The organism is Paenibacillus spiritus (genome assembly GCF_008710135.1).
Classification (GTDB): Bacteria; Bacillota; Bacilli; order Paenibacillales; family Paenibacillaceae; genus Paenibacillus_AQ; species Paenibacillus_AQ glufosinatiresistens.
In genome coordinates, this window is record NZ_VYKK01000037.1 from 21421 (window position 1) to 47642 (window position 26222).

The window sequence follows — 26222 nt, forward strand, 5'->3', positions numbered from 1 at the left end:
ATTAGTTGCCTCCTTCCTGAGCAGCTGCTTGTTGCTTCTTAGCTGTGGGAAGAACCTCTCCACGATAGATCCATACTTTTACGCCGATGCGGCCGTATGTGGTATGAGCTTCAGCCGTTCCGTAATCGATGTCGGCACGAAGTGTATGAAGCGGAACTGTTCCTTCGCTATATCCTTCCGTACGAGCAATTTCGGCGCCGCCGAGACGACCGCTAACGGAAGTTTTGATGCCCTTGGCTCCCGAACGCATGGTTCTCTGGATCGACTGCTTCAGCGCGCGGCGGAACGATACGCGACGTTCCAGCTGCTGTGCGATGCTTTCGGCTACCAGGATAGCGTCCAGTTCAGGGTGCTTGATTTCGTTGATGTTGATGTGCACTTTCTTGCCGCCGGCAATTTTGGTTACCGCGCTGCGAAGAACTTCCACTTCAGCGCCGCCCTTACCGATAACCATACCCGGTTTGGCAGTGTGAATTGTAACATTGACGCGGCTAGCCGCTCTTTCGATTTCGATGCGGGAAACAGATGAATCTTTCAATTTACCCTTCAGGTATTCCCGAATTTTCACGTCTTCCAACAGAAGCGTTCCGAAATCTTTGCCTGCATACCATTTGGATTCCCAGTCACGGATGATCCCGATTCGGAGACCGACTGGATTTACCTTTTGACCCACACGTTTTCCCTCCTTATTTCTCGGATACCACCAAAGTGATGTGGCTGGTGCGTTTGTTGATCCGGCTGGCGCGACCCATGGCGCGCGGACGGAACCGTTTCATCGTAGGACCCTGGTTAACGAATACTTCGCTAACAACCAGTTTGTTCACGTCCATCGAATAGTTGTGCTCGGCGTTGGCAATGGCCGAGTTCAGCAGCTTCTCCACGACAGGGGAAGCGGACTTCGGCGTGTGACGCAGGATTGCGATAGCTTCGCCAACCTGCTTGCCGCGGATCAAGTCAACAACCAGTTTCGCTTTACGGGCGGAAATCCGCACGGATCTGGCATGTGCTTTTGCTTGCATGTCTTTCCCTCCTCTCAAACAAGAGCGTGATTATTATCTTCTCGTTTTCTTATCGTCACCCGCGTGGCCTTTGTAAGTACGGGTTGGTGCGAACTCGCCCAACTTGTGACCTACCATGTCTTCCGTTACGTATACCGGCACGTGCTTGCGGCCGTCATACACACCAAACGTATGTCCGATAAATTGAGGGAAAATCGTCGAGCGGCGCGACCAGGTTTTTACGACAACCTTTTTGTTGGCGGCGTTCAGCTCTTCAACCTTTTTCAGCAGGTAGCCGTCGATAAAAGGCCCCTTCTTCAAACTGCGACTCATAGTGAATCCTCCCTTCATGCGTAGTTCAAACCGCGGGCAAGGCGCCTTCCCAAGCTAAGCTCGGGAGAAGCGTCTTATTTCGTGCGGCGACGAACGATATATTTATCAGATGCCTTGTTCTTCTTGCGTGTCTTGTAGCCCAGGGTCGGTTTGCCCCAAGGAGACAGCGGGGATTTACGTCCGATCGGAGCGCGGCCTTCACCACCACCGTGCGGGTGATCGTTCGGGTTCATTACTACACCGCGTACTTCAGGACGTTGTCCCAGCCAGCGGCTGCGTCCGGCTTTACCGATCTTGATCAGTTCGTGGTCTTCATTGCCCACGGAACCAATTGTAGCGCGGCATACGCTCAGGATACGGCGAACCTCACCGGAAGAAAGGCGTACGGATACGTACTTTTCTTCTTTACCCAGCAGCTGAGCTTCGGTACCGGCAGCGCGAACCAATTGTCCGCCCTTGCCAGGCTTCAGTTCGATGTTGTGGATAACTGTACCAACAGGAATGTTGGCAAGCGGAAGCGCGTTACCGATTTTAATGTCGGCAGCAGGTCCGGATTCAATCTTATCCCCAACCTTGAGTCCTTTAGGAGCGATGATGTAACGCTTCTCGCCATCGGCATAGTGGATAAGAGCGATATTCGAGGTACGGTTCGGATCGTATTCGATCGTAGCAACGCTGCCTGGAATGCCATCTTTCGTCCGCTTAAAGTCGATGATGCGGTATTTGCGTTTGTGTCCGCCGCCATGATGGCGAACTGTGATTTTACCTTGGTTATTGCGGCCTGCCGTTTTGCTCAGCGGGGCCAGCAGCGATTTCTCCGGCTTGTCAGTAGTGATCTCCTCGAACGTGGAGACGGACATAGCACGTCTTGCCGGCGAAGTCGGTTTGTACTTTTTGATTGGCACTTGATTTCCCTCCTCGCTTCAGAGATTGATTATTCTACCGCTTCAAAGAATTCGAGCGGCTTGCTGTCCGGGCTCAGCTTCACAATGGCTTTCTTCCACTCCGGAGTGTAACCGGAGTATCTGCCATAGCGTTTCAGCTTCCCAGGCACGCGCATAGTGTTCACATTAACCACTTTAACTTTGAAAATAGCCTCAACGGCCTTCTTGATTTCGGTCTTGTTGGCACGGATGTCTACTTCAAAAGCATATTTCAGCTCGTTCATGTAGTCGGCAGTGCGTTCCGTAATCACCGGACGTTTAATGATATCACGAGGATCTTTCATTACGCGAACACCTCCTCTACCTTGGAAACAGCTTCCTTGGTGATAATCAGTTTGTCGTGCGTCAGCACGTCCAGAACATTGATGCCTTCAGCCGCTACAAACTTCACACCAGGGATGTTGCGTGCGGAAAGGGCTACATTGTCATCGTAGCTAGGAGCAACCACGAGAGCTTTGGAGCCTACTTTCAGGTTGTTCAGAATGGCTACGAACTCTTTCGTCTTCGGCGTGTTAAGCGTCAGAGCATCCAGTACGATGATATCATTCTCGAGCACTTTGGAAGACAGAGCCGATTTGATAGCCAGACGGCGAACCTTCTTAGGCAGTTTCCAGGAATAGCTGCGCGGTGTCGGTCCGAAAACTACGCCGCCGCCCTTCCACTGTGGAGCACGGATCGAACCCTGACGGGCACGGCCGGTTCCTTTTTGTTTCCAAGGTTTGCGGCCACCGCCGCGAACTTCCGAACGTCCTTTAACCTTGTGCGTTCCACGGCGCAGGGAAGCTCTCTGCAGAAGAACAGCTTCGTTCAGAACGTGGCTGTTAGGCTCTACGCCGAACACCGCATCGTTCAGTTCCACTTCGCCGACTTCATTGCCGCTCATGTTGAACAGTGTTACTTTTGGCATTTCATGTTCCTCCTTTCTTCAATAATTATTTCTTAACGGTTTCTTTAACCTTCACGAAGCTGTTCTTGGCGCCAGGTACAGAACCCTTAACCAGCAGCACATTGCGTTCTACATCAACCTTAACCACTTCAAGCTTCTGAACCGTTACCGTTTCATGACCCATATGTCCCGGAAGATGTTTGCCCTTCGGCACGCGGTTCGCCTGGATGGAACCCATCGAACCCGGTCTTCTGTGGTAACGGGAGCCGTGTGCCATTGGTCCGCGGCTTTGTCCCCAGCGCTTAATTACGCCCTGGAATCCTTTACCTTTGGAAATACCGGTTACGTCAACAAATTCGCCTTCGCTGAAAACGTCAGCTTTCAGTTCCTGTCCTACCTCGACGCTGCCGAGGTCAACACCGCGAATTTCGCGAACGTAGCGCTTAGGTGTTGCATTTGCCTTTTTGGCGTGACCTGCTTCCGGCTTGTTGGAGCGTTTCTCCTTCTTATCGGAGAAGCCCAGCTGCACGGCTTCGTAGCCATCCGTAGCGAGGTCTTTCTTTTGCAGTACCACACAAGGTCCAGCTTCGATAACCGTAACCGCGATTACGTTACCTTCCGGAGTGAACACTTGAGTCATACCGAGTTTTTTTCCCAAGATACCTTTCATGTTGACACCTCTTTTCTTTGTACGTTTCTAGGTTATTGATTACAACTTGATTTCGATATCTACACCGGACGGCAGGTCCAAGCGCATCAAGGCGTCCACCGTTTGCGGCGTCGGGTTCACAATGTCGATCAGACGCTTGTGAGTCCGCATTTCGAACTGCTCACGGGAATCCTTGTACTTGTGTACCGCACGGAGAATAGTAATTACTTGTTTTTCGGTTGGCAGCGGAATCGGCCCGGATACACCTGCACCGGAACGTTTTGCTGTTTCAACAATCTTCTCAGCGGATTGATCAAGAATTCTGTGGTCGTATGCCTTCAGACGGATACGAATTTTTTGCTTTGCCATTTTAGTCCCTCCTTCTATCGCCCAATTTATTATCGGACATACTCCGTGAAAATTTTCTGACCACAGGCTTCATGGCAAAGGAGCCGGGTGTGTCAGTAACCTCTCACATCATCGCAACGTCGCAGAACAACATTCATTATTATATAGAATACTCCCTTCTATTGCAAGCAAAAATCAAAAGAAATCATCAGATTTCATAATAAATTAAAAAGAACGGTCTCCGGAGAGACCGTTCTTCATAGCAGGTTTCTTCTTATATAGAAGAAAGCCGTTCTTATTTCTGGATGGAAGCTACAGAACCGGCACCAACCGTACGGCCGCCTTCACGAATGGAGAACTTTGTTCCTTCTTCGATAGCGATCGGGGAGATCAGCGAAACCGTTACTGTGATGTTGTCGCCAGGCATAACCATTTCAGTGCCTTCCGGCAGGTTGATGATGCCTGTTACGTCCGTTGTACGGAAGTAGAACTGCGGACGGTATCCTGTGAAGAAAGGCTTGTGACGGCCACCTTCTTCTTTAGTCAGGACGTAGATCTGAGCCGTGAACTCAGTGTGCGGGTTAACGGAGTTCGGCTTGGACAGTACTTGACCGCGTTCGATCTGGTTACGGTCAACACCGCGAAGCAGAGCGCCGATGTTGTCGCCGGCTTGAGCGGAATCCAGCAGTTTACGGAACATTTCAACGCCCGTAACAACGGATTTCTTCTTCTCTTCGCTGATACCAACGATTTCGATTTCATCGCCCACTTTAACTGTTCCGCGTTCTACACGGCCAGTTGCCACGGTACCGCGGCCAGTGATCGAGAATACGTCTTCGACCGGCATAAGGAAAGGCTTGTCAGTGTCGCGTTCCGGCAGCGGGATGTAAGTGTCGATCGTTTCGAACATTTCAACGATCTTCTGTGCCCATTCGCCTTCCGGATTCTGCAGTGCTTCACGAGCGGAACCGCGAGTGATCGGAGTGTCATCGCCCGGGAACTCGTACTCGTTGAGCAGGTCGCGAACTTCCATTTCAACCAGTTCCAGCAGCTCTTCGTCTTCAACCATGTCGCACTTGTTCAGGAATACGACGATGTAAGGAACGCCTACCTGACGGGACAGCAGGATGTGCTCGCGAGTCTGCGGCATAGGGCCGTCAGCAGCGGATACAACCAGGATGGCGCCGTCCATCTGAGCTGCGCCAGTGATCATGTTCTTAACATAGTCGGCGTGTCCAGGGCAGTCAACGTGTGCGTAGTGACGATTAGGAGTTTCATATTCAACGTGAGCTGTGGAGATCGTGATACCGCGCTCGCGCTCTTCTGGAGCCTTATCGATTTGGTCGAATGCTACAGCCGCACCGCCGTACTTCTTGGACAGTACAGTTGTGATTGCAGCAGTCAGAGTGGTTTTGCCATGGTCGACGTGACCGATGGTACCAATGTTAACGTGCGGTTTAGTACGTTCAAACTTAGCCTTTGCCATTTGAACAGTTCCTCCTTAATATGTGTTCTTATATTGGAGCCGTCCGCACAGAGGGTTCTGTGATGACTGATTGGAAGGGTACGGACGGCAAGTCACAACGCTGATTAATCGGTTCCCTTGTTCTTGGTTACGATTTCGTCCGCGATCGACTTCGGAACTTCCTCATAGTGAGAGAGCTCCATCGAGAATACACCACGGCCTTGCGTACCGGAACGCAGGGTTGTCGAGTAACCGAACATTTCGGAGAGCGGCACCTTCGCACGGATAATCTGAGCGCCTGCGCGGGAATCCATACCTTCGATACGGCCGCGGCGGGAGTTCAGCATACCCATAACGTCGCCCATGTACTCCTCGGGAACGGTAACTTCAACCTTCATGATTGGCTCCAGCAGAACAGGTTTACACTTGTCCTTGGCAGCCTTCAGTGCCATCGAACCGGCGATCTTGAACGCCATTTCGTTGGAGTCAACGTCATGGTACGAACCGTCAACAACGGTAGCCTTAACGTCAACAACCGGGAAGCCGGCGAGAACACCGTTCTTCATCTGCTCTTCAATACCATTGAGGGCAGGCTGAACGTATTCTCTCGGTACGGAACCGCCGACAATCTTGCTGTCGAACTGGTTACCCGAACCCGCTTCCAGCGGTTCGAACTCGACCCATACGTGACCGTACTGGCCGCGTCCGCCGGACTGGCGAACAAACTTACCTTCGACACGTGCTGGCGCTCTGAAAGTCTCACGGTAAGCAACCTGCGGTTTACCCACATTGGTCTCTACCTTAAACTCACGGCGCATCCGGTCGATGATAATATCAAGGTGAAGCTCACCCATACCGGCAAGGATGGTCTGACCTGTCTCTTCGTCTGTATGAGCACGCAGCGTCGGGTCTTCTTCAGTCAGCTTGCCAAGGGCAACGCCCATCTTGTCCTGGTCGGCTTTCGTCTTCGGTTCAACCGCAATTTCGATAACCGGATCCGGGAAGTTCATCGATTCAAGAATAACCGGGTTCTTCTCATCACACAGTGTATCACCTGTGCCGGTGTCTTTCAAACCGACAGCAGCGGCGATGTCGCCGGAATACACTACGGAGATTTCCTGACGGCTGTTGGCGTGCATCTGCAGGATACGGCCGATACGTTCACGCTTGCCTTTAGTGGCATTCAGAACATAAGAACCGGATTCCAGGATACCGGAGTACACGCGGAAGAACGTCAGTTTACCAACATAAGGGTCGGTCATGATCTTGAAGGCGAGTGCGGAGAACGGCTCTTCGTCAGAAGAGTGGCGTTCGGTTTCCGTACCGTCTTCCAGGTGCCCCTTGATCGACGGAATGTCGACCGGCGATGGCAGGTAGTCCACAACCGCGTCCAGCATAAGCTGAACCCCTTTGTTGCGATAGGAAGATCCGCAGATTACCGGGAAGATCTTAACTTCAACTACGCCTTTGCGCAGAGCAGCTTTGATCTCATCGATCGTAATCTCTTCCCCTTCCAGGTATTTCATGGTCAGGTCTTCGTCAAGCTCAGCGACCTTCTCGATCAGTTCGTTGCGCAGTTCTTCCACTTGATCTTTGAACTCGGACGGAACGTCCACAACTTCAATGTCGCGGCCCAGATCGTCTTTGTACATGTGCGCTTTTTGTTCGACAAGGTCGATGATACCGACAAAATCGTTCTCAGCGCCGATCGGCAGTTGAATCGCAACCGCGTTCGCTTGCAGACGCTCACGCATATCCTTAACAACGTTAAGGAAGTCGGCTCCGATAATATCCATCTTGTTTACATATGCGATCCGGGGAACGCCGTAACGGTCAGCCTGTCTCCATACAGTTTCAGACTGAGGTTCCACGCCCTCTTTCGCACTGAAAACACCTACTGCCCCGTCCAATACACGCAGGGAACGTTCAACTTCAACCGTGAAGTCAACGTGCCCCGGGGTATCAATGATATTGACGCGGTGGCCTTTCCAAGCAGCCGTTGTAGCAGCGGAAGTAATCGTGATCCCGCGCTCCTGTTCCTGTTCCATCCAGTCCATTGTCGCAGCGCCTTCGTGAACTTCACCGATCTTGTGCGTACGGCCTGTGTAGAAGAGAATACGTTCGGTCGTCGTGGTTTTGCCGGCGTCAATATGCGCCATGATACCGATGTTGCGTGTATTTTTCAAGGAGAACTCTCTTGCCATGAAATAGATCTCCCTTCAAAATTGAGGTGATTGTTTCGTGCTTAATCCTACCAGCGATAGTGAGCAAACGCTTTGTTCGCTTCAGCCATCTTGTGCGTGTCTTCGCGCTTCTTCACGGATGCGCCCGTATTGTTGGAAGCATCGATGATTTCAGCAGCCAGACGCTCTTCCATCGTCTTCTCTCCGCGGTTGCGGGAGTAGTTAACGAGCCAACGTAATCCCAGGGATGTACGTCTTTCCGGTTTTACTTCGATCGGCACTTGGTAGTTGGCGCCGCCTACACGGCGAGCCTTAACTTCCAGAACCGGCATGATGTTCTTGATGGCGGCCTCGAACACTTCCATAGGATCTTTACCCGTACGCTCTTCAATAAGCTTGAATGCGTTGTACAGAATGCTCTGAGCGACACCTCTCTTACCATCCAGCATAACACGGTTGATCAACCGAGTAACCAGCTTGCTGTTATACACCGGATCAGGCAGCACGTCTCTTTTCGTAACTGGACCTTTGCGTGGCATGGATATCCCCCTTTCTTGATTGTTTACTTATATCGATTCTTATTTCTTAGCTTTAGGACGCTTGGCGCCGTATTTGGAACGGGCCTGCATACGGTTGTTCACGCCTGCTGTATCCAGCGCGCCGCGAACGATGTGATAACGAACACCCGGCAAGTCTTTTACGCGGCCACCGCGAATCAGTACTACGCTGTGCTCCTGCAGGTTGTGTCCGATACCAGGAATGTAAGCCGTCACCTCTACGCGGTTCGTCAGACGAACACGGGCATATTTACGAAGTGCGGAGTTTGGCTTCTTAGGAGTCATAGTGCCTACACGAGTGCAGACGCCACGCTTCTGAGGAGCGCTCAAGTCGGTAGCCTCACGCTTCAGGGCATTGTAACCTCTCTGCAGTGCTGGCGACTTCGATTTGTAAACCTTGGCTTGACGGCCTTTACGGACCAGTTGGTTAATAGTTGGCATTGTTGTGCCACCCCCTTCCTTGAATGATGATCCATTACAAACCAGATTGTTAAGTCCACAGACCCAGGCGGTTCATAAAAGAACAAATGAAAAGTCTTTGATCCAAGGGTTCACCCTTCTCACAAAAACAGTTCCTTACACTATGGTTTTAAGACGGCTGCCATGGCAGCGCCCACTTGAATCCCGCATGCCTTGCCCAGATGCTGCATCGTATCCACGTAAGTCAACTTGACCCCGTGTTTGCTGCAAAGGCTGACAATTCGCGATGTAATCCGTGGATCTCCGTCTTCCGCCACAAATACTTCTGCGGCCTGGCCCAGTTCGACTGCCTTGACGGTCTGCTTGGTGCCAATCTTGATCTGAGCGTTCTGTAATCCGCTATCATCCGTCATCATAAAGGTTCCTCCATTATGAATAAATAATAAGGGATACTCACGCACCTTGGATATATTATCATTACCTCATATCCGATGTCAAGAAGTTCTCCAAAAAACTTAGGCTATCAGTTCATCATGCCGGATGAGAGGCATCCGGCATGATTCTTCTGATAGTGTCAACAATCCGCTTATTCAGCCGGTACGGTCTCCAGAGCTTCGGAATCGCTCTCTTCGCCATCCGGTGTCGTAAGCTTGACGTTGCGGTAGCGATTCATGCCGGTACCGGCCGGAATCAGCTTGCCGATGATAACATTTTCTTTCAGGCCAAGCAGTTGGTCGACTTTGCCCTTGATCGCGGCATCGGTCAGGACACGCGTTGTCTCCTGGAACGATGCTGCCGACAGGAAGGAGTCGGTCTCCAGCGAAGCCTTGGTAATACCGAGCAGAACCGGTTTGGCCACTGCCGGCTCTTTGCCGGCGAGAATAGCCTCCTTGTTGGCTGCTTCATATTCATGAATATCGGCAAATGCGCCCGGCAGCAGGTTGGTGTCGCCGGCGTCGATAATCCGGATCTTGCGCAGCATCTGCTTGATCATAACCTCGACGTGCTTGTCGTTGATTTCTACGCCTTGGTTCCGGTATACGCGCTGAACTTCCTGAAGGATATAGTTCTGCACGCCGCGGATGCCCTTGATGCGCAGCATTTCCTTCGGATCGATCGAACCGTCTGTCAGTTCGTCGCCCGCTTCGATCTCCTGGCCTTCGCTTACGCGCAGACGGGAGCCGTACGTAATGGAGTAGACCTTGCTCTCCGCTTCGCCCTGAACCTCGATCTCGCGGCGATCCTTGGCTTCACGGATTTCCTTGACTACGCCGTCAATCTCACTGATGGTAGCCTGACCTTTCGGATTCCGGGCTTCAAAGAGCTCCTGAATACGCGGCAGACCTTGTGTGATGTCATCTCCGGCAACGCCCCCGGTATGGAACGTACGCATGGTAAGCTGGGTTCCCGGTTCCCCGATGGACTGGGCGGCGATAATGCCGACCGCTTCCCCGATCTCTACATGCTTGCCGGTCGCCAGATTGCGGCCATAGCACTTCTTGCAGACGCCATGACGGGCGCGGCAGCTCAGAACCGAACGGATCTGCAGCTTGGCAACTCCCGCATTGACGATTTCTTCCGCCTTGTCAGAGTCGATGAGATCATTGCGATGAACAATAATCTCTCCCGTCTCCGGATGACGGACTGTTTCGAAGGAGTAACGCCCTTCGATACGGTCGTACAGATCCTCGATAACTTCCTTGCCGTCTTGAATGCGGCTGACCGTGAAGCCCTTATCGGTTCCGCAGTCTTCCTCGCGCACGATAACGTCCTGCGCAACGTCAACGAGACGGCGGGTCAAGTAACCCGAGTCCGCTGTACGAAGCGCTGTATCCGCCAGACCTTTACGGGCACCGTGCGTCGAAATGAAGTATTCCAGGACGGTAAGGCCTTCACGGAAGTTCGCCTTGATCGGCAGCTCGAAGATTCGGCCCGACGGCGTCGCCATCAGTCCGCGCATACCGCCCAGCTGGGTAATCTGCGATTTGTTACCGCGAGCCTTGGAGTCGACCATCAGCATGATGGAGTTGAACCGGTCCATGGATTTCATCAGGACGTTCGTAAGATCGTCCTTGGTCTTCGACCAGATTTCGATAACGCGGTCATACCGTTCTTCGTTCGTAATCAGACCACGGCGGTACTGATTGGCGACGACTTCGACCTTCTTCTCGGATTCATGCAGGATTTCCTTCTTCTCTTCCGGTACAATAACGTCCGATACCGCGATCGTAACGCCTGCACGGGTGGAGTAAGTGAACCCAAGCTGCTTGATTTTGTCGAGAATAATCGACGTCTGGGTCGTATGGTAGATCTCGAAGCAACGGGCGATAATGGTGCCCAGGTACTCCTTGCCGACCGCACCCGGAACCGGAAGCTCATTCATGCGTTCCAGCACGTTGGCTCCCTTGTCATAGATGAAGTATTTATCCGGCGTACCCTGCAGCAGGTTCTCTTTGGTTGCTTCGTTGATGTAAGGGAACGATTCCGGGAAGATTTCGTTGAAGATAATCTTGCCCACCGTCGTAACGAGCAGAGCTTTCTGCTGTGCTTCCGTGAAATTCGTCTTCCCGAGCGCCTTGACCGGAATGGCCACGCGTGCATGAAGACCGGCAGTTCCGCGCTGGTAAGCGGAGACGGCTTCATTGACGGAGCCGAGAATCATGCCGCTGCCCTTTTCTTCCTTGTTGTCCATGGTCAGATAGAATGAACCAAGCACCATGTCCTGGGAAGGGGTAACGACCGGCTTGCCGTCTTTCGGGTTCAAAATGTTGCCGGATGCCAGCATCAGAATGCGGGCTTCCGCCTGCGCTTCCGCCGAGAGCGGAACGTGAACGGCCATCTGGTCACCGTCGAAGTCAGCGTTATACGCTGTACATACGAGCGGGTGAAGACGAATGGCGTGTCCTTCTACCAGGATCGGCTCAAACGCCTGGATGCCCAGACGGTGCAGCGTGGGGGCACGGTTCAGGAGAACCGGATGTTCCTTGATCACTTCTTCCAGAACGTCCCACACTTCCGGACTTACCCGTTCCACTTTGCGCTTGGCGCTCTTGATGTTGTGGGCCAGACCCTTGTTGACCAGTTCCTTCATGACGAACGGCTTGAACAGCTCAAGCGCCATTTTCTTCGGCAGACCGCACTGGTACATCTTCAGATAAGGTCCGACAACGATAACGGAACGTCCCGAGTAGTCGACGCGCTTGCCGAGCAGGTTCTGACGGAAACGACCCTGTTTGCCCTTCAGCATATGGCTGAGGGATTTCAGCGGACGGTTGCCCGGACCTGTTACCGGACGGCCGCGGCGGCCGTTGTCGATCAGTGCGTCGACAGCTTCCTGAAGCATGCGTTTCTCGTTCTGAACGATAATGTCCGGAGCGCCGAGATCCAGCAGTCTCTTCAGACGGTTGTTGCGGTTGATAACGCGGCGGTACAGATCGTTCAGGTCGGAGGTGGCAAAACGTCCGCCGTCCAGCTGCACCATCGGACGGAGTTCCGGCGGAATAACCGGCAGCACGTCCATGATCATCCACTCCGGCTTGTTGCCGGAATTGCGGAAAGCCTCAATGACTTCCAGACGCTTGATCGCACGGTTGCGGCGCTGGCCTTGTGCCGTGCGCAGCTCTTCCTTCAAGAACTCCAGTTCCTTGTCGATATCCAGATCCTGAAGCAGCTTCTTGACCGCTTCCGCGCCCATGCTTGCCTGGAAGGCATAGCCGTATTTCTCGCGGTAGCTGCGGTATTCCTTCTCGGAGAGCAGCTGTTTCTTCTCCAGAGGCGTATCACCCGGATCGGTTACCACATAGGAAGCGAAGTAAATGATCTCTTCCAGGGAACGCGGAGACATATCCAGCGCCAGACCCATGCGGCTCGGGATGCCTTTGAAATACCAGATATGCGATACCGGAGCTGCCAGCTCGATGTGGCCCATGCGCTCGCGGCGAACCTTTGCCCGGGTAACTTCAACGCCGCAGCGGTCGCAGACGACCCCTTTATAACGGACACGCTTGTACTTGCCGCAATGACATTCCCAGTCCTTTTGAGGTCCGAAAATGCGTTCGCAGAACAGGCCTTCCTTCTCCGGCTTAAGCGTCCGGTAGTTGATCGTTTCCGGTTTCTTCACTTCTCCGCGGGACCAAGAACGAATCTTCTCCGGGGAGGCTAGGCCGATTTTCATGAATTCAAAGTTGTTGACGTCCAACAAGGAGCAACCCTCCTTAACCTCATCCTGATTTGGTGCCGCGACAGCCCCCCGCCGTATGCCGAATCAGCTACAGCGAGGGGCCTCACGGACCATGTGATATTAAAAGATATGCTTATTCGATTCCGACTTCCGCGCCTTCCAGATTGAGACTCAGCTTGTCATTCGTTGCTTCATCTTCATCGTCAAGTTCCTTCATCTCGATCTCCTGCTCGTCGCCGCTGAGGATTTTGACATCCATGCCGAGCGATTGCAGTTCCTTGATGAGTACCTTGAACGATTCCGGAACGCCCGGTTCAGGCACATTCTCGCCTTTGACGATCGACTCATAGGTCTTCACGCGGCCCACCACATCGTCAGATTTGACGGTGAGGATTTCTTGCAGCGTGTAGGCGGCGCCGTAGGCTTCGAGCGCCCACACTTCCATTTCCCCGAAGCGCTGTCCGCCGAACTGCGCCTTACCACCCAGCGGCTGCTGGGTAACGAGCGAGTACGGGCCGGTAGAACGGGCATGGATTTTATCGTCGACCATGTGCGCCAGCTTGATCATGTGCATGACGCCGACCGTTACTTCGCGTTCAAAACGTTCTCCGGTCCGGCCGTCATACAGGATGGTCTTGCCGTTGCGCTGCATGCCGGCTTCTTCCATCGTATCGAAGACGTCATACTCACGCGCGCCGTCAAAGACCGGCGTTGCGACATGAATGCCGAGCTGCAGGGCAGCCATACCGATATGAACTTCAAGCACCTGTCCGATGTTCATACGCGATGGTACGCCCAGCGGGTTGAGCACAACCTGTACCGGCGTGCCGTCCGGAAGGAACGGCATATCTTCTTCAGGCAGAATACGGGCAACGACACCCTTGTTGCCGTGTCGTCCGGCCATCTTGTCGCCTTCGGAAATTTTACGTTTCTGGGCAATGTATACACGCACCAGCTGGTTAACGCCCGGAGGCAGCTCATCGCCGTTCTCACGGGTGAATACCTTGACGTCTACAATGATGCCGTCACTGCCGTGCGGTACGCGCAGGGACGTATCGCGCACTTCGCGAGCCTTCTCGCCGAAGATGGCATGCAGCAGGCGCTCTTCCGCCGTCAGCTCAGTTACGCCCTTAGGCGTCACTTTACCGACCAGGATGTCGCCAGCGCTGATCTCGGCGCCGATGCGGATAATACCGCGCTCATCGAGATTGCGGAGCGCTTCTTCGCCCACGTTAGGAATATCGCGGGTAATTTCTTCCGGTCCAAGCTTCGTATCACGGGCTTCGGATTCATACTCCTCGATGTGAATCGAAGTGTAGACATCTTCCTTCACCAGCTTCTCGCTCAGCAGGATCGCATCTTCATAGTTGTAGCCTTCCCATGTCATGAACGCAACGACTACGTTGCGGCCAAGCGCCAATTCGCCCATTTCTGTGGAAGGACCGTCCGCCAGGATATCCCCCTTCTTAACCACTTCTCCGCGCTTGACGATCGGACGCTGGTTAATGCAGGTACCTTGGTTAGAACGCATGAATTTGTGTAATTTATACTTAACAATATCGCCTTTAACTTCTTTACCGTCGACGGTTTCGACGCGGCGCAGCCAAATTTCATTAGCCGACGAGCGCTCGATAATCCCGTCGTATTTGGATACAATACATACGCCGGAATCCTTGGCCGATTTATGCTCCATACCGGTGCCGACAAGCGGCGCCTTCGGAATCAGCAGCGGAACTGCCTGGCGCTGCATGTTGGAACCCATAAGCGCGCGGTTGGAGTCATCGTTCTCCAGGAACGGAATCAGCGCCGTAGCGACCGACACGACCTGTTTCGGAGAAACGTCCATGTAATCCACCCGGTTGCTCGGCATCGTCGTGATGTTGTCGGACAGCTTGTTGTAACGAACGATAACCATTTCGTCTACAAAGTTGCCTTCTTCCGTCAGTTCGGCGTTTGCCTGGGCGATCACATAGTTATCCTCTTCATCAGCGGTCATATAATGAATCTGATCCGTTACTTTGCCCGTCTTCGGATCCACCCAGCGATACGGAGCTTCAATAAATCCGTATTCGTTGATCCGGGCAAACGTCGACAGGGAGTTGATCAGACCGATGTTCGGGCCTTCAGGCGTTTCAATTGGACACATACGGCCGTAATGACTGTGATGGACGTCGCGCACTTCAAAGCCCGCGCGTTCGCGAGTCAGACCGCCCGGACCCAGTGCGGAGAGACGCCGTTTGTGGGTCAGCTCGGCAAGCGGGTTCGTCTGGTCCATGAACTGGGACAGCTGCGAGCTGCCGAAGAACTCTTTGATCGAAGCGATAACCGGACGAATGTTGATCAGCGCCTGCGGCGTGATGGCATTCGCGTCCTGAATCGACATTCTCTCGCGGACGACACGCTCCATGCGGGACAGACCGATGCGGAATTGATTCTGCAGCAGTTCGCCCACCGAACGGAGACGCCGGTTGCCGAGGTGGTCAATATCATCCGTATTGCCGATGCCGTGCAGCAGATTGATGAAATAACTGATCGACGAAATGATGTCGGCCGGAGTAATATGCTTGATCGCCTTGTCGATATTGCCGTTGGCTATCAGTTTGACCACACGGCCTTCCTCGATTGGAGAGAAGACTTCAATCGTCTGAAGCGGAATGTCTTCGCTGTCCAGAACCCCGCCGGTAACGCGGTAAGTCTTGGCGGCCAATTCCTTCTCGAAATAAGGAATGAGCTCATCCAGCAGACGGCGGTCCACCATCTGGCCGGTCTCGGCGACAATCTCGCCTGTAGCCGTGTCCACAAGCGGCTGAGCCAGGCGCTGGTTGAACAGACGGTTCTTGATGTGGAGCTTCTTGTTGATCTTGTACCGGCCTACATTGGCCAGATCATAACGCTTAGGATCAAAGAAACGGGCCACGAGCAAGCTCTTGGCGTTATCCAGAGTCGGCGGCTCGCCCGGGCGAAGACGTTCATAAATCTCGATCAGTGCCTTCTCCGTGGAATCCGTATTGTCTTTGTCCAGCGTGTTGCGGATATATTCATCATTGCCAAGGAGATCCAGAATCTCGGCATCGCTGCCGAATCCGAGTGCGCGCAGCAGCACCGTTACCGGGATTTTGCGCGTGCGGTCGATGCGGACATACATAATGTCTTTGGCATCGGTCTCCAGCTCGAGCCAGGCTCCGCGGTTCGGGATAACCGTAGCGGTGTAAGTCTTCTTGGCATTCTTGTCGACCTTTGTGCTGAAATAGACGCTGGGAGAGCGAACCAACTGGCTGACAATAACCCGTTCCGCACCGTTGATAATGAACGTGCCGGTCTCCGTCATCAGCGGGAAATCCCCCATGAACACTTCCTGTTCCTTGACCTCGCCGGTCTCCTTGTTGATGAGCCGCACCTTTACCCGAAGCGGCGCCGCATACGTAACATCCCGCTCTTTGGCGTCGTCAACCGTATACTTCGGTTCACCCAGGCTGTAATCAATGAACTCCAGCACCAGATTCCCGGTGAAATCCTGGATCGGCGAGATGTCCTGGAACATTTCACGCAATCCTTCCTCCAAAAACCAATCGTACGATTTTTGTTGGATTTCAATCAGGTTCGGGACTTCGAGCACCTCGTTAATTCTTGCATAGCTTCGCCGAGTGCGTCGACCATACTGAACAAGATGTCCTGCCAACTTTACTCACCCCTCATGTCTACTCACTTAAAAATTGATTGCGAACCCTTGTTTGGAACCGTATAATGGAACCATACCTGCAGGATTCATCCATAAATAAAGAAAAGCCCTTATCGAATACTTTCGAAAAAAGAGCGCATTTATCCATGGTCGCTAGAACTCCCTACCAGTAGATTTGCCCAAAACGTACATATTATACGTCCACAAGCCCCGGTTTATACCTGCCGCACGCCTCCTCCCTCGTCAAATGCTTTCCAGAGAGCCGCGATCCGCCTGCATAATTTCACCGCCGGCATGCGCTTTGCCGGTCGATTTTCGACACTTGACATTTCAGCAAACTAAAGACAAAGAGCCTATCTTAATACTGACATTTTATAATAATATCATTCTCTCTTCGCGCTGTCAACACATCATTCCGATTTCCGTACCGCTTTCAGAATCCGGTAGCCCTTGTCCTTGCCGATCTCTTCCACTTCTCCGAACAGACTCTCGATCTTCGCGGCCGCCGATGGCGCCCCTTGTTTCTTCTGAATGACTACCCATAGCGAACCATTCGGGCGCAGCTGATGATAGGCCTCTTCGAAGATCCGGTGCACCACCGCTTTGCCTGCCCGAATCGGCGGGTTGGTCAGGATACAATCAAAGGTACGGTCCATAACCGCAGCGAGTCCATCGCTCTCCTCGACCTGCACATTCCGGATCCCGTTCGCCGCGGCATTCTCCCGCGCCAGTTCCACAGCCCGGCTGTTGATGTCAATCATCGTTACTTTGCCTTGCGGAGCCAGATGGGCGGCTGTTAATCCAATAGGGCCATAGCCGCATCCGACATCCAGAATATCGCCGTCCGCCGGAATTTCCATAGCCTCGATAAGTGCCCGGCTTCCGTAATCGATATCCCCTTTGGAGAATACGCCGGCATCGCTCGTGAACCGAAACCGCCTGCCTCTCAGCGTCGCTTCAAGGGTACGACGATTATGGGCGACATCCGGCTTTTGCGAGTAATAATGCTGGGACAATGCTGATCCCCCTTCCCGTTATAAAACAAACCCCTTGAACAGGTTCAAGGGGTTTGCAGGAGTCCGGGGAGTTCCCCCGGTGCCGGAAAATTATTACTTCACTTCTACAGTAGCGCCGGCTTCTTCCAGCTTGGCCTTCGTAGCGTCGGCGTCTTCTTTGCCTACCTTTTCCTTGATCGGCTTCGGAGCGTTGTCTACCAGATCCTTAGCTTCTTTCAGGCCCAGACCTGTGATTTCGCGAACTACCTTGATAACGTTGATCTTCGAAGCGCCAGCGTTAGTCAGGATTACGTCGAATTCAGTCTGTTCTTCTTCAACAGCGGCAGCAGCGCCTCCGCCCATTACAACCGGAGCTGCGGCAGTTACGCCGAATTCTTCTTCGATTGCCTTAACCAGGTCGTTCAGTTCAAGGACGCTCATGCCCTTGATTTCTTCCAAAATTGTTTCTTTGCTCATGAGTTAAACCTCCATTTTATAATAAAATTTTAGTGGGTTGTGCTGGAATCAAACGGCAAGCGGCTGATTAAGCACTTTGCTCGTTCTTGTCGGCGACAGCCTTGACGGCCAGCGCGAAGTTGCGCATTGGAGCCTGAAGAACGCTAAGCAGCATGGAGAGCAGACCTTCGCGGGAAGGAAGCTCGGCCAGTGCCTTGATCTGTTCGGGACCAACTACACGCCCTTCTACAACGCCGCCTTTCAGCTTGAGCGCGTCGTTCTTCTTGGCGAAATCATTCAAAATCTTGGCCGGAGCCACGGCATCCGTCGTGCTGAATGCTACAGCGGTCGGACCGCTCAGGACTTCGTCCAGTTCGCTCAGTTCCGCCGCAGCCGTCGCGCGGCGCAGCAGCGTGTTCTTCAGCACTTGGAATTCCACGCCGGCTTCGCGAAGCTGCTTGCGCAGCTCGGTAACCTGCGCTACGTTCAATCCGCGGTAGTCCGCAACCACTGTTGTCAGGCTGTTCTGCAGCTTGCCAACAACGACATCAACCGCTTCTTGCTTAGCTTGGATCACTTTTGCATTTGCCAATGTATACACCTCCTGAAAATTGTTGAGACGGCCGATTCCGCTGCCGGAATCTCTGGCCGAACCTACGCAGGCATTAGAAAAGCCTCCGCAGAATCACGAAGGCTTGATAAAATCGAAGGCTGCCGTACGGCGGCAGCGCCTCTCATTTCTATCACAACACCTCGGTAGGAAATTAAGCTTCGCAGCACCTACTGTCTACGGTAAGCATATTCGAATTTTAAGAAAATCCGTGGTTCGCACAACTGTTATAGATTAGCAGAGTTCCTCCGAAGAGTCAACCCCTGATTATCTGTAAGAAGCTGTGTTCACGCGGGCGCTTGGTCCCATAGTCGAGGAGACAGCGATGCCCTTCAGGTATACACCCTTGGCAGCAGCCGGCTTCGCCCGGTTCAGAGCGTCAATCAGCGCCTTCAGATTCTCGTTCAGTTGAGCAGCTTCAAAAGACACTTTGCCGATTGGCGCGTGAATTTGGCCTGCTTTGTCCAGACGGTATTCGATCTTACCGGCCTTGATTTCTTGAACGGCCTTGGCAACATCAAATGTAACCGTGCCGGCTTTAGGGTTAGGCATGAGGCCCTTACCGCCGAGCAGACGGCCCAGTTTACCGACTTCGCTCATCATATCAGGTGTCGCTACGCAGACATCGAACTCGAACCAGCCCTGCTGGATCTTCGTGATCATGTCCTGATCGCCTACATAGTCAGCGCCGGCAGCTTCCGCTTCCTTCGCCTTATCACCTTTTGCAAATACCAGCACGCGCTGCGTTTTGCCTGTGCCGTGAGGCAGGACAACGACGCCGCGAACGGCCTGGTCTTGTTTACGAGGGTCTACACCAAGACGAACTGCAACTTCAACGGTCTCGTCGAACTTGGCAGTTGCGGCTTTCTTCACAAGCTCTACAGCTTCTGAAGGCTCGTAAGTCGCTTCGCTGTCAATCAGCTTGGCGGCTTCAACGTACTTCTTGCCGTGTTTAGCCATTATAATGTTCCTCCTTTGTGGTATTAGCGGAATGTCCTCCCACATATTGCGGCCGGATGGCCGGTTGAACAAGGACGGATTAGTCCTCGATCGTGATGCCCATGCTGCGGGCAGTACCTTCGACCATACGCATAGCAGCTTCAACGGAAGCAGCGTTCAGGTCAGGCATTTTTTGCTCAGCGATTTCACGCACTGCGGCGCGGTTCAGCTTGGCAACTTTCTTCTTGTTCGGTTCGCCGGAGCCCTTTTCTACCTTCGCAGCGATGCGGAGCAGAACGGCAGCCGGAGGAGTTTTGGTGATGAACGTGAACGAACGGTCTTCAAATACCGTAATTTCAACCGGGATGATCAGGCCAGCCTGGTCAGCGGTACGGGCGTTGAATTCCTTACAGAATGCCATGATGTTGACACCTGCTTGTCCAAGCGCCGGACCTACTGGAGGCGCAGGATTCGCTTTCCCTGCAGGAATCTGCAGTTTCACCATTTTAATAACTTTCTTAGCCATGAGTGACACCTCCTTGCGTAAGTAGTGGTATTCGGACGCTTAACGCATCCTCCCACAAGAAACCCTTGCGTGGGCTATATTTTCTCCACTTGAGTGAAATCCAACTCCAGCGGGGTTTCCCGACCAAACATATTCACATGAACCTTGATCTTGCTCTTGTCAGCCAAAATTTCTTCCACGGAGCCCACGAAATTCGCGAAAGGACCAACCATGATGCGTACGGATTCCTTGATCTCAAAGTCGATCTTCGGTTTCGGTTCCGACATACCCATATGCTTCAGGATCTGATCAACCTCTTCCGGAAGCAGCGCGGTCGGTTTCGAACCGGAGCCCGTTGAACCCACGAAGCCCGTAACGCCCGGCGTGTTGCGCACTACATACCAGGAATCATCCGTCTGGATCATCTCCACCAGGACATATCCGGGGTAAACCTTGCGCATGACCGTCTTTTTCTTGCCATCCTTGTTCACCAGTTCTTCTTCCATCGGAACAAGAACCCGGAAGATTTTGTCTTCCATGCCCATGGACTCAACGCGTTTTTCCAAATTGGCTTTGACTTTGTTCTCATACCCGGAATAGGTATGAACGACGTACCATCTTTTTTCCATATCAAGCCACCTGGGACCTCTCTAAATAATCCATTCGATCACAGCGGAAATACCGATGTCCAGAACCCAGAAGTAAATGGCGACCACCGTGATAGTACCCAGTACGATCAGCGAATAGTTGGTCAGCTCTTTACGGTTGGGCCATCGAACCTTCTTAAGTTCAGTCCAGCTCTCAGTGAAAAAGGAAAACAAAGACTTAAAACTGCGTTTCACGCCGACTACACCTCCAACAGACTATCTGGTTTCACGATGAGGAGTTTGCGCGTTGCAAAACTTGCAAAACTTCTTCAACTCCATGCGGTCGGGATGATTACGCTTGTTCTTGGTCGTCGCGTAGTTTCTTTGCTTGCAGCTTGTGCAAGCCAGAGTGATAATTACCCGCATGATTACACCTCCCGATTCGTTCCTCCGGCATGCCGAAGAACGCAAATATTGATCCTTGCCTGCAAACTGCGGTTCGGCTTCTCTCCAGCACCGCTAGAAGGCTGTCATAGACGGCTTTCTGTACAATGCTGAAAAAGGCCTCTGCCGTCTTTCGTGGATGGCATCCGAAAATTTAGGCCTACCCAAAACACTTTATCACAGTGCGAAGCTCCATGTCAACGCAAGAGTTGCCTGTTTCCTGGAGATTCCGCACCTTTCTCCGGCGCCGCCCAAGTCTTCGTCTCTTCCTTCTTCGATCCGCTGTGTACGAGTGATAGTATGGACCGAATCCATCAAAAAAAGACCCGTGAACCGAGTCTTCTTCCCGTTCATTATATCATTAATTGTCCCGAACTTCCAGATAGCGTTCCAATTTCCGCTTCACCCGCTGAAGCGCGTTGTCAATCGACTTCACATGCCGCTTCAGATCCTCGGCGATTTCCTGATAGGAGCGCCCGTCGAGATACAGCATAAGCACCTTGCGTTCCAGATCGCTGAGAATCTCCGCCATCTTGTCTTCGAGCCCGATGAACTCTTCCTGATTGATAATCAGCTCCTCGGGGTCCAGCACCTGCGAGCCGCAGATCACGTCCATGAGCGTCCGGTCTGAATCCTCGTCATAGATCGGTTTGTCGAGCGATACATAGGAGTTCAGCGGAATATGCTTCTGTCGGGTCGCGGTCTTGATGGCCGTGATAATCTGGCGGGTAATGCACAGCTCCGCAAAAGCCTTGAAGGAAGAAAGCTTGTCTCCCTTGAAATCGCGAATGGCCTTATAAAGACCGATCATGCCTTCCTGTACAATGTCTTCGCGGTCCGCGCCAATCAGGAAATAAGAACGGGCTTTGGCACGCACGAAATTACGGTACTTGTTGATCAAGTGTTCCAATGCGCCGCCGTCGCCGTCCCGGACGGCATCGACAAGGTCCTCATCGCTTATGAAATCATACTCGGACAGCATTAATTCCTTGAGGTCGACACTCACCAAGAATCCCCCCGGCTGCAACGCAAGACACATCGTCACTTCGCGAAATATACGAACAGTATATATTATGTTACCTTACACCGTCAACAAGACTTTGCCCAAAAACAATCATCAATAGCATAATATGACAATTGTTGCTTTTTGGTGAATTTTATCTACTGCCGTCTCCACTTCTCCAGCTTGCGGCGGATGTCGGCCGGCAGCTTTTGTTCCAGAGAGTGCCGGGAGAAATTTGTCCGGTCGGGGTCGATCGCCTGCTGAATTTCGCGCTGGTTCTCCTCGACCTCCACTTTAAGCTCGCGCGCCGACAGGCGCAGCGCCCCTTGGGCGAAGACTACATGCTGTTCGGTAAGATCGCTGGTCGCCACATAGATCTGGCGGCGCCGGTGGCTGAGTTCCCCCACCAGCCGCTCAATGCACTCGTCGGCCGTCTCCTTCTCCTTGGTGAAATACACTTCTACCTTGCCTTGGACAAAAGAGCGCCCCAGGCCGGGGACCCGGTAAGCGTCAAATACGGCAATCACCCGCCGGCCGGAGTAAGCCTGGTAATCGGCCAGCAGATCCAGCAGCCGGTCGCGCGCTTCCTGCATGCCTTCCTGGGCCAGGGCCGTCAGCTCCGGCCAGCCGCCGATCATATTGTAGCCGTCCACCAGCAGCACATCGCGCCAGTCCGCCATCGCGCTAGCCGCGCCGGCGACGAAACACTTCGTACATGACGACGCCTGCGGCCACGGAAGCGTTCAGCGAGTTGATCCGGCCGCTCATGGGGAGCTTCAGCAGAACGTCGCACTTCTCGCGGATCAGCCGGCCCATTCCCTTCTGCTCATTGCCGATGACGACTGCCACGGGTCCGGTGAAGATATCCGAACCGAACAAGTCCTGCTCGGTATCCACATCAGTGCCGACAATCCACACGCCCAGCTCCTTCAGCCGGTCAATGGTCTGTCCCAGGTTGGTAACCCGGGCCACCGGCACATATTCCACCGCGCCCGCCGAAGTACGGGAGACCGTCGCCGTAATCTGGGCCGAACGGCGCTTGGGTACGATAACCCCGTGAACGCCCGTGCAGTCGGCTGTCCGCAGAATCGAACCCAGGTTGTGCGGGTCTTCGATCTCGTCCAGCAGCAGCAGAAACGGCGGCTCGTCCTTGGCCTCAGCGGCGGCGAGCATCTCCTCGACTGTCGAGTAGGCGAACGGAGCCGCCTGCGCGACTACGCCCTGATGCTGCAGCCCGGGCGCAAGCTGATCCAGCTTCCGCTTGTCGACATGCTGAACGATGACCCCGGCTTGGCGGGCTTCCGCCAGAATCGGCGCGGTCAGGTGCTTCTGGGCCGTCTCCGCGATCCAGATTTTGTTGAGGGTCCGGCCTGCGCGCAGCGCTTCCAGCACGGAGTGCTTGCCGGCCAGAATCTCCTCTTCGCTCTTGAATTCTTCTGTCATCTTGTTATTCCCTCCGGTTCTGTTGTTCCATATACGCAATGCCTCTATGAATTAATTCTTCCAGCCGCTCCTGTCTTCCCATGTAATACAAGTAGCCGATCAATGTCTCAAAAGCCGTGGCATGCCGGTATTCCAGCACATCCGCATTCTTCGGAATGGTGCCTGATTTGGCATTGCGTCCCTGCCGCACTTTGTCGCGCTCTTCTTCGGTAAGCTCCGGCTCCAGGAGAGTCAGCATTCGGGACTGCGCCTTGGCGGATACGTATCCGGTCGAGCTGCGGTGCAGATGATGCGGCTTCAGGTTCGGCTGCGAGACCATATACTGCCGAATCGCCACCTCGTACACCGCATCTCCGACATAGGCCAGCACGATAGGCGGGATCAGGTTCACCGGCTTGGATGGAGGATAGGGGAACCAGCCCGGACCGCTCATTTGCGCTTCCACCGCACGCCCTGCGGCGTGTCTTCCAGAACGATGCCCATCGCCGCAAGCTGGTCGCGGATCTCATCGGAGCGCGCCCAGTTCTTCGTCTTCCGGGCTTCCGTCCGCTCCTCGATCAACCGCTCGATCTCCTCGTCCGCGCCTTCCTCGGCGGCCGGCTCCGCCACGATGCGCAGTACGCGGTTCATCGTATCAAAGGCATCCGCCAGCGCTTTCAGATCGGCGGCGCTCACTTCCGTCTCCGCCAGAATGCGGTTGACGAGCGCTACCCAATCGAACATCGCGGTAACGGCGTCCGGCGTATTGAAGTCATCCTGCATCTTCTCATGGTATCGGCCGACAATAGCCGTGAGCGAAGCCGTCAGCTCATCGCTGGCCGTTCCGGCGGCTGCGGCCTCCGGTCCTCCGGCCAGTTCCAGACGGTGGCGGAGGTTGCCGGCAGCCGTAGCGATGCGTTCGGCGCTCTTCTCGGCCGAGCTCAGCGCCTCTTCGGTGAAGTTCAGCGGATTGCGGTAGTGCGAGGAGAGCATGAAGTAGCGGATCGCGCCCGCCTTGTACCGCTCCCGGATGTCCTTGACGAGCAGCCCGTTGCCGAGCGACTTCGACATTTTCTCATCGCCGATGTTCAGAAAAGCGTTGTGCATCCAGTAATTCGACAAAGGCTTGCCGGTCAGCGCCTCGCTCTGCGCGCACTCGCACTCATGATGCGGGAACTGGAGATCGACTCCGCCTCCGTGAATATCAATCGTGTCTCCCAGGAACTCCCGCGCCATGGCGGAGCATTCGATGTGCCAGCCGGGCCGGCCCTTGCCCCAAGGGCTGTCCCAGGCAATCTCGCCGGGCTTCGCAGCCTTCCAGAGCACGAAGTCCTCCGGATTCTCCTTGCGCGCGTCCACTTCGATCCGGATGCCGAATTGCAGCTTGTCGAGCTGCTGGCCGGACAGCTTGCCGTAATCGGCAAACTTGGCGGTGCGGTAGAAGACATCGCCGCCTTTTTCGTAGGCATATCCCCGCTCTTCCAGCTCCCGGATGAAATCAATGATCAGCGGCATGCTCTGGGTCACCCGCGGATTCTGCGTCGCCGGGCGAACGCCGAGACCCTCCGCATCCTCCAGGTAAGCCTGGATGAACCGTTCGGCCACTTCCGGCACCGTCAGCTCCATCTCCTCGGCCTTGCGGATCAGCTTGTCGTCCACATCCGTGAAGTTCGTAATATACACCACTTCATAGCCGATCTGTTCCAGATAGCCTCGCACCACATCGAATACAATCATGGGTCTGGCGTTGCCGATATGAATATAGCCGTATACCGTCGGGCCGCACACATACATTTTGACCTTGCCTTCCGTCTGCGGAATGAAGGGTTCCTTGTGCCTCGACATCGTGTTGTAGATTTGCATGACCATTCTATTCAATCCTTTCTAAATCTCGTAATCCCCCTGATGATCGCCAAAAACCTGCTCGCTCTCCAGCCGCCGTTGCTCCCGCTGCCGGTCATCCGTTCCGAGCTGCTCCCGCAGCTCCTCGATCTCTCTCTGCAGAAAACGCAGCGAGTCGATGAACGGATCGGGCAGCTTCGTGTGGTCCAGCCGGTCGCTCACCCGCTCGCCGTTGCGCTTGACAATCCGTCCCGGGTTGCCGACTACGGTGCTGTTCGGAGGAACCTCGCGCAGCACGACGGCATTGGACCCGACATTGCTGTTGTCGCCGATCCGGAACGAACCGAGCACCTTCGCGCCCGATCCGATGACGACATTATTGCCGACGGTAGGATGGCGCTTGCCCTTCTCCTTGCCCGTGCCTCCCAGCGTGACGCCTTGGTAGATCACGACATCGTCGCCAATCTCGCAGGTCTCGCCGATGACAATCCCCATTCCGTGGTCGATGAACAGGCGCTTTCCGATGACGGCGCCGGGATGTATCTCGATGCCGGTCATGAACCGGCTGAACTGGGAGACCATCCGGGCCAGCGTGTAGCGCCGTTTCCGGTACAGAACATGTGCAATCCGGTGACACCAGATCGCATGGAGGCCGGCATAGGTGAAGATCACCTCGAACCGGCTGCGCGCCGCCGGATCATTGTCCAGCACCGCCCGGATATCGCTCTTCATCTCCTTCAACATCACGAATCCCCTCTTCATGACTATTCAGGTTAT

At 53.9% G+C, this 26222-nt stretch carries 29 protein-coding genes and 1 other annotated feature; all 29 genes read right to left on the reverse strand.

All coding sequences use genetic code 11. The annotated features are described in order from the left end of the window. Nucleotide 1 precedes the first annotated feature (1 nt). Complete coding sequence (rpsC, locus tag F4V43_RS18965) at nucleotides 2–673, reverse strand: 30S ribosomal protein S3 (RefSeq protein ID WP_150459834.1); 672 nt, start codon at nucleotides 671–673, stop codon at nucleotides 2–4. A gap of 13 nt (nucleotides 674–686) precedes the next feature. After that, complete coding sequence (rplV, locus tag F4V43_RS18970) at nucleotides 687–1019, reverse strand: 50S ribosomal protein L22 (protein ID WP_150459835.1); 333 nt, start codon at nucleotides 1017–1019, stop codon at nucleotides 687–689. Nucleotides 1020–1052: 33 nt separating this feature from the next. Then, nucleotides 1053–1331, reverse strand: a complete 279-nt coding sequence (rpsS, locus tag F4V43_RS18975) for a 30S ribosomal protein S19 (protein ID WP_150459836.1) — start codon at nucleotides 1329–1331, stop codon at nucleotides 1053–1055. A gap of 74 nt (nucleotides 1332–1405) precedes the next feature. After that, nucleotides 1406–2236 carry a 50S ribosomal protein L2 gene (gene rplB / locus F4V43_RS18980; protein WP_150459837.1) on the reverse strand — a complete coding sequence of 277 codons (831 nt, stop codon included), beginning with the start codon at nucleotides 2234–2236 and terminating at the stop codon, nucleotides 1406–1408. A gap of 29 nt (nucleotides 2237–2265) precedes the next feature. Further along, nucleotides 2266–2559: a 50S ribosomal protein L23 gene (gene rplW, locus F4V43_RS18985; protein ID WP_150459838.1), complete on the reverse strand. Its 294-nt coding sequence runs from the start codon at nucleotides 2557–2559 to the stop codon at nucleotides 2266–2268. Next, the gene (gene rplD / locus F4V43_RS18990; RefSeq protein WP_150459839.1) at nucleotides 2559–3182 is read right to left on the reverse strand and encodes a 50S ribosomal protein L4; all 624 of its coding nucleotides are present in this window, start codon (nucleotides 3180–3182) and stop codon (nucleotides 2559–2561) included. The genes rplW and rplD overlap by 1 nt, the downstream gene beginning before the upstream one ends. A 25-nt stretch (nucleotides 3183–3207) precedes the next feature. Further along, entirely contained in the window at nucleotides 3208–3831 is a 624-nt protein-coding gene (rplC, locus tag F4V43_RS18995; RefSeq protein ID WP_150459840.1) for a 50S ribosomal protein L3, read from the reverse strand. 39 nt (nucleotides 3832–3870) lie between these two features. Further along, entirely contained in the window at nucleotides 3871–4179 is a 309-nt protein-coding gene (rpsJ, locus tag F4V43_RS19000; protein WP_006676490.1) for a 30S ribosomal protein S10, read from the reverse strand. A 274-nt stretch (nucleotides 4180–4453) separates the two neighbouring features. Continuing rightward, complete coding sequence (gene tuf, locus F4V43_RS19005; RefSeq protein WP_150459841.1) at nucleotides 4454–5644, reverse strand: elongation factor Tu; 1191 nt, start codon at nucleotides 5642–5644, stop codon at nucleotides 4454–4456. A 104-nt stretch (nucleotides 5645–5748) separates the two neighbouring features. Beyond that, nucleotides 5749–7827: an elongation factor G gene (gene fusA, locus F4V43_RS19010; RefSeq protein ID WP_150459842.1), complete on the reverse strand. Its 2079-nt coding sequence runs from the start codon at nucleotides 7825–7827 to the stop codon at nucleotides 5749–5751. A gap of 47 nt (nucleotides 7828–7874) precedes the next feature. Further along, entirely contained in the window at nucleotides 7875–8345 is a 471-nt protein-coding gene (gene rpsG / locus F4V43_RS19015) for a 30S ribosomal protein S7 (protein WP_150459843.1), read from the reverse strand. A gap of 39 nt (nucleotides 8346–8384) precedes the next feature. Beyond that, nucleotides 8385–8804, reverse strand: a complete 420-nt coding sequence (gene rpsL / locus F4V43_RS19020; protein ID WP_150459844.1) for a 30S ribosomal protein S12 — start codon at nucleotides 8802–8804, stop codon at nucleotides 8385–8387. A gap of 140 nt (nucleotides 8805–8944) precedes the next feature. Then, nucleotides 8945–9196, reverse strand: a complete 252-nt coding sequence (locus F4V43_RS19025) for a ribosomal L7Ae/L30e/S12e/Gadd45 family protein (protein ID WP_150459873.1) — start codon at nucleotides 9194–9196, stop codon at nucleotides 8945–8947. A gap of 173 nt (nucleotides 9197–9369) precedes the next feature. Then, complete coding sequence (gene rpoC / locus F4V43_RS19030; RefSeq protein ID WP_150459845.1) at nucleotides 9370–12984, reverse strand: DNA-directed RNA polymerase subunit beta'; 3615 nt, start codon at nucleotides 12982–12984, stop codon at nucleotides 9370–9372. Nucleotides 12985–13096: 112 nt separating this feature from the next. Continuing rightward, nucleotides 13097–16642: a DNA-directed RNA polymerase subunit beta gene (rpoB, locus tag F4V43_RS19035; RefSeq protein WP_150459846.1), complete on the reverse strand. Its 3546-nt coding sequence runs from the start codon at nucleotides 16640–16642 to the stop codon at nucleotides 13097–13099. A gap of 410 nt (nucleotides 16643–17052) precedes the next feature. Next, on the reverse strand, nucleotides 17053–17658 hold the full coding sequence (locus F4V43_RS19040) for a class I SAM-dependent methyltransferase (protein WP_150459847.1): 606 nt from the start codon (nucleotides 17656–17658) through the stop codon (nucleotides 17053–17055). A gap of 93 nt (nucleotides 17659–17751) precedes the next feature. Continuing rightward, the gene (gene rplL, locus F4V43_RS19045) at nucleotides 17752–18114 is read right to left on the reverse strand and encodes a 50S ribosomal protein L7/L12 (RefSeq protein ID WP_150459848.1); all 363 of its coding nucleotides are present in this window, start codon (nucleotides 18112–18114) and stop codon (nucleotides 17752–17754) included. Between the two features lie 67 nt (nucleotides 18115–18181). Next, a complete protein-coding gene (rplJ, locus tag F4V43_RS19050; protein WP_150459849.1) occupies nucleotides 18182–18685 on the reverse strand; it encodes a 50S ribosomal protein L10 in 504 nt (167 codons plus the stop codon). 66 nt (nucleotides 18686–18751) lie between these two features. Continuing rightward, nucleotides 18752–18904, reverse strand: a sequence feature (ribosomal protein L10 leader region). Between the two features lie 66 nt (nucleotides 18905–18970). After that, nucleotides 18971–19663, reverse strand: coding sequence for a 50S ribosomal protein L1 (rplA, locus tag F4V43_RS19055; protein WP_150459850.1), 693 nt, complete (start codon nucleotides 19661–19663; stop codon nucleotides 18971–18973). A 79-nt stretch (nucleotides 19664–19742) separates the two neighbouring features. Continuing rightward, entirely contained in the window at nucleotides 19743–20168 is a 426-nt protein-coding gene (rplK, locus tag F4V43_RS19060; RefSeq protein ID WP_025691673.1) for a 50S ribosomal protein L11, read from the reverse strand. Between the two features lie 74 nt (nucleotides 20169–20242). Next, nucleotides 20243–20776 (reverse strand): transcription termination/antitermination protein NusG, encoded by a 534-nt coding sequence (nusG, locus tag F4V43_RS19065; protein ID WP_150459851.1) that lies wholly within the window; start codon nucleotides 20774–20776, stop codon nucleotides 20243–20245. A gap of 21 nt (nucleotides 20777–20797) precedes the next feature. Continuing rightward, entirely contained in the window at nucleotides 20798–20989 is a 192-nt protein-coding gene (gene secE / locus F4V43_RS19070; protein WP_150459852.1) for a preprotein translocase subunit SecE, read from the reverse strand. A gap of 21 nt (nucleotides 20990–21010) precedes the next feature. Beyond that, a complete protein-coding gene (gene rpmG, locus F4V43_RS19075; RefSeq protein WP_081755001.1) occupies nucleotides 21011–21160 on the reverse strand; it encodes a 50S ribosomal protein L33 in 150 nt (49 codons plus the stop codon). Between the two features lie 379 nt (nucleotides 21161–21539). Then, a complete protein-coding gene (gene sigH / locus F4V43_RS19080) occupies nucleotides 21540–22184 on the reverse strand; it encodes an RNA polymerase sporulation sigma factor SigH (RefSeq protein WP_150459853.1) in 645 nt (214 codons plus the stop codon). Nucleotides 22185–22339: 155 nt separating this feature from the next. Next, on the reverse strand, nucleotides 22340–22861 hold the full coding sequence (locus F4V43_RS19085) for an NYN domain-containing protein (protein ID WP_150459854.1): 522 nt from the start codon (nucleotides 22859–22861) through the stop codon (nucleotides 22340–22342). 4 nt (nucleotides 22862–22865) lie between these two features. Beyond that, complete coding sequence (gene rlmB, locus F4V43_RS19090; protein ID WP_150459855.1) at nucleotides 22866–23624, reverse strand: 23S rRNA (guanosine(2251)-2'-O)-methyltransferase RlmB; 759 nt, start codon at nucleotides 23622–23624, stop codon at nucleotides 22866–22868. Nucleotides 23625–23628: 4 nt separating this feature from the next. Next, nucleotides 23629–24057, reverse strand: a complete 429-nt coding sequence (locus F4V43_RS19095) for a Mini-ribonuclease 3 (RefSeq protein ID WP_150459856.1) — start codon at nucleotides 24055–24057, stop codon at nucleotides 23629–23631. Then, nucleotides 24054–25472 carry a cysteine--tRNA ligase gene (gene cysS / locus F4V43_RS19100; RefSeq protein ID WP_150459857.1) on the reverse strand — a complete coding sequence of 473 codons (1419 nt, stop codon included), beginning with the start codon at nucleotides 25470–25472 and terminating at the stop codon, nucleotides 24054–24056. Before cysS ends, F4V43_RS19095 begins: the two co-directional genes overlap by 4 nt. A 15-nt stretch (nucleotides 25473–25487) precedes the next feature. After that, the gene (cysE, locus tag F4V43_RS19105; protein ID WP_150459858.1) at nucleotides 25488–26189 is read right to left on the reverse strand and encodes a serine O-acetyltransferase; all 702 of its coding nucleotides are present in this window, start codon (nucleotides 26187–26189) and stop codon (nucleotides 25488–25490) included. Between the last annotated feature and the right edge of the window lie 33 nt (nucleotides 26190–26222).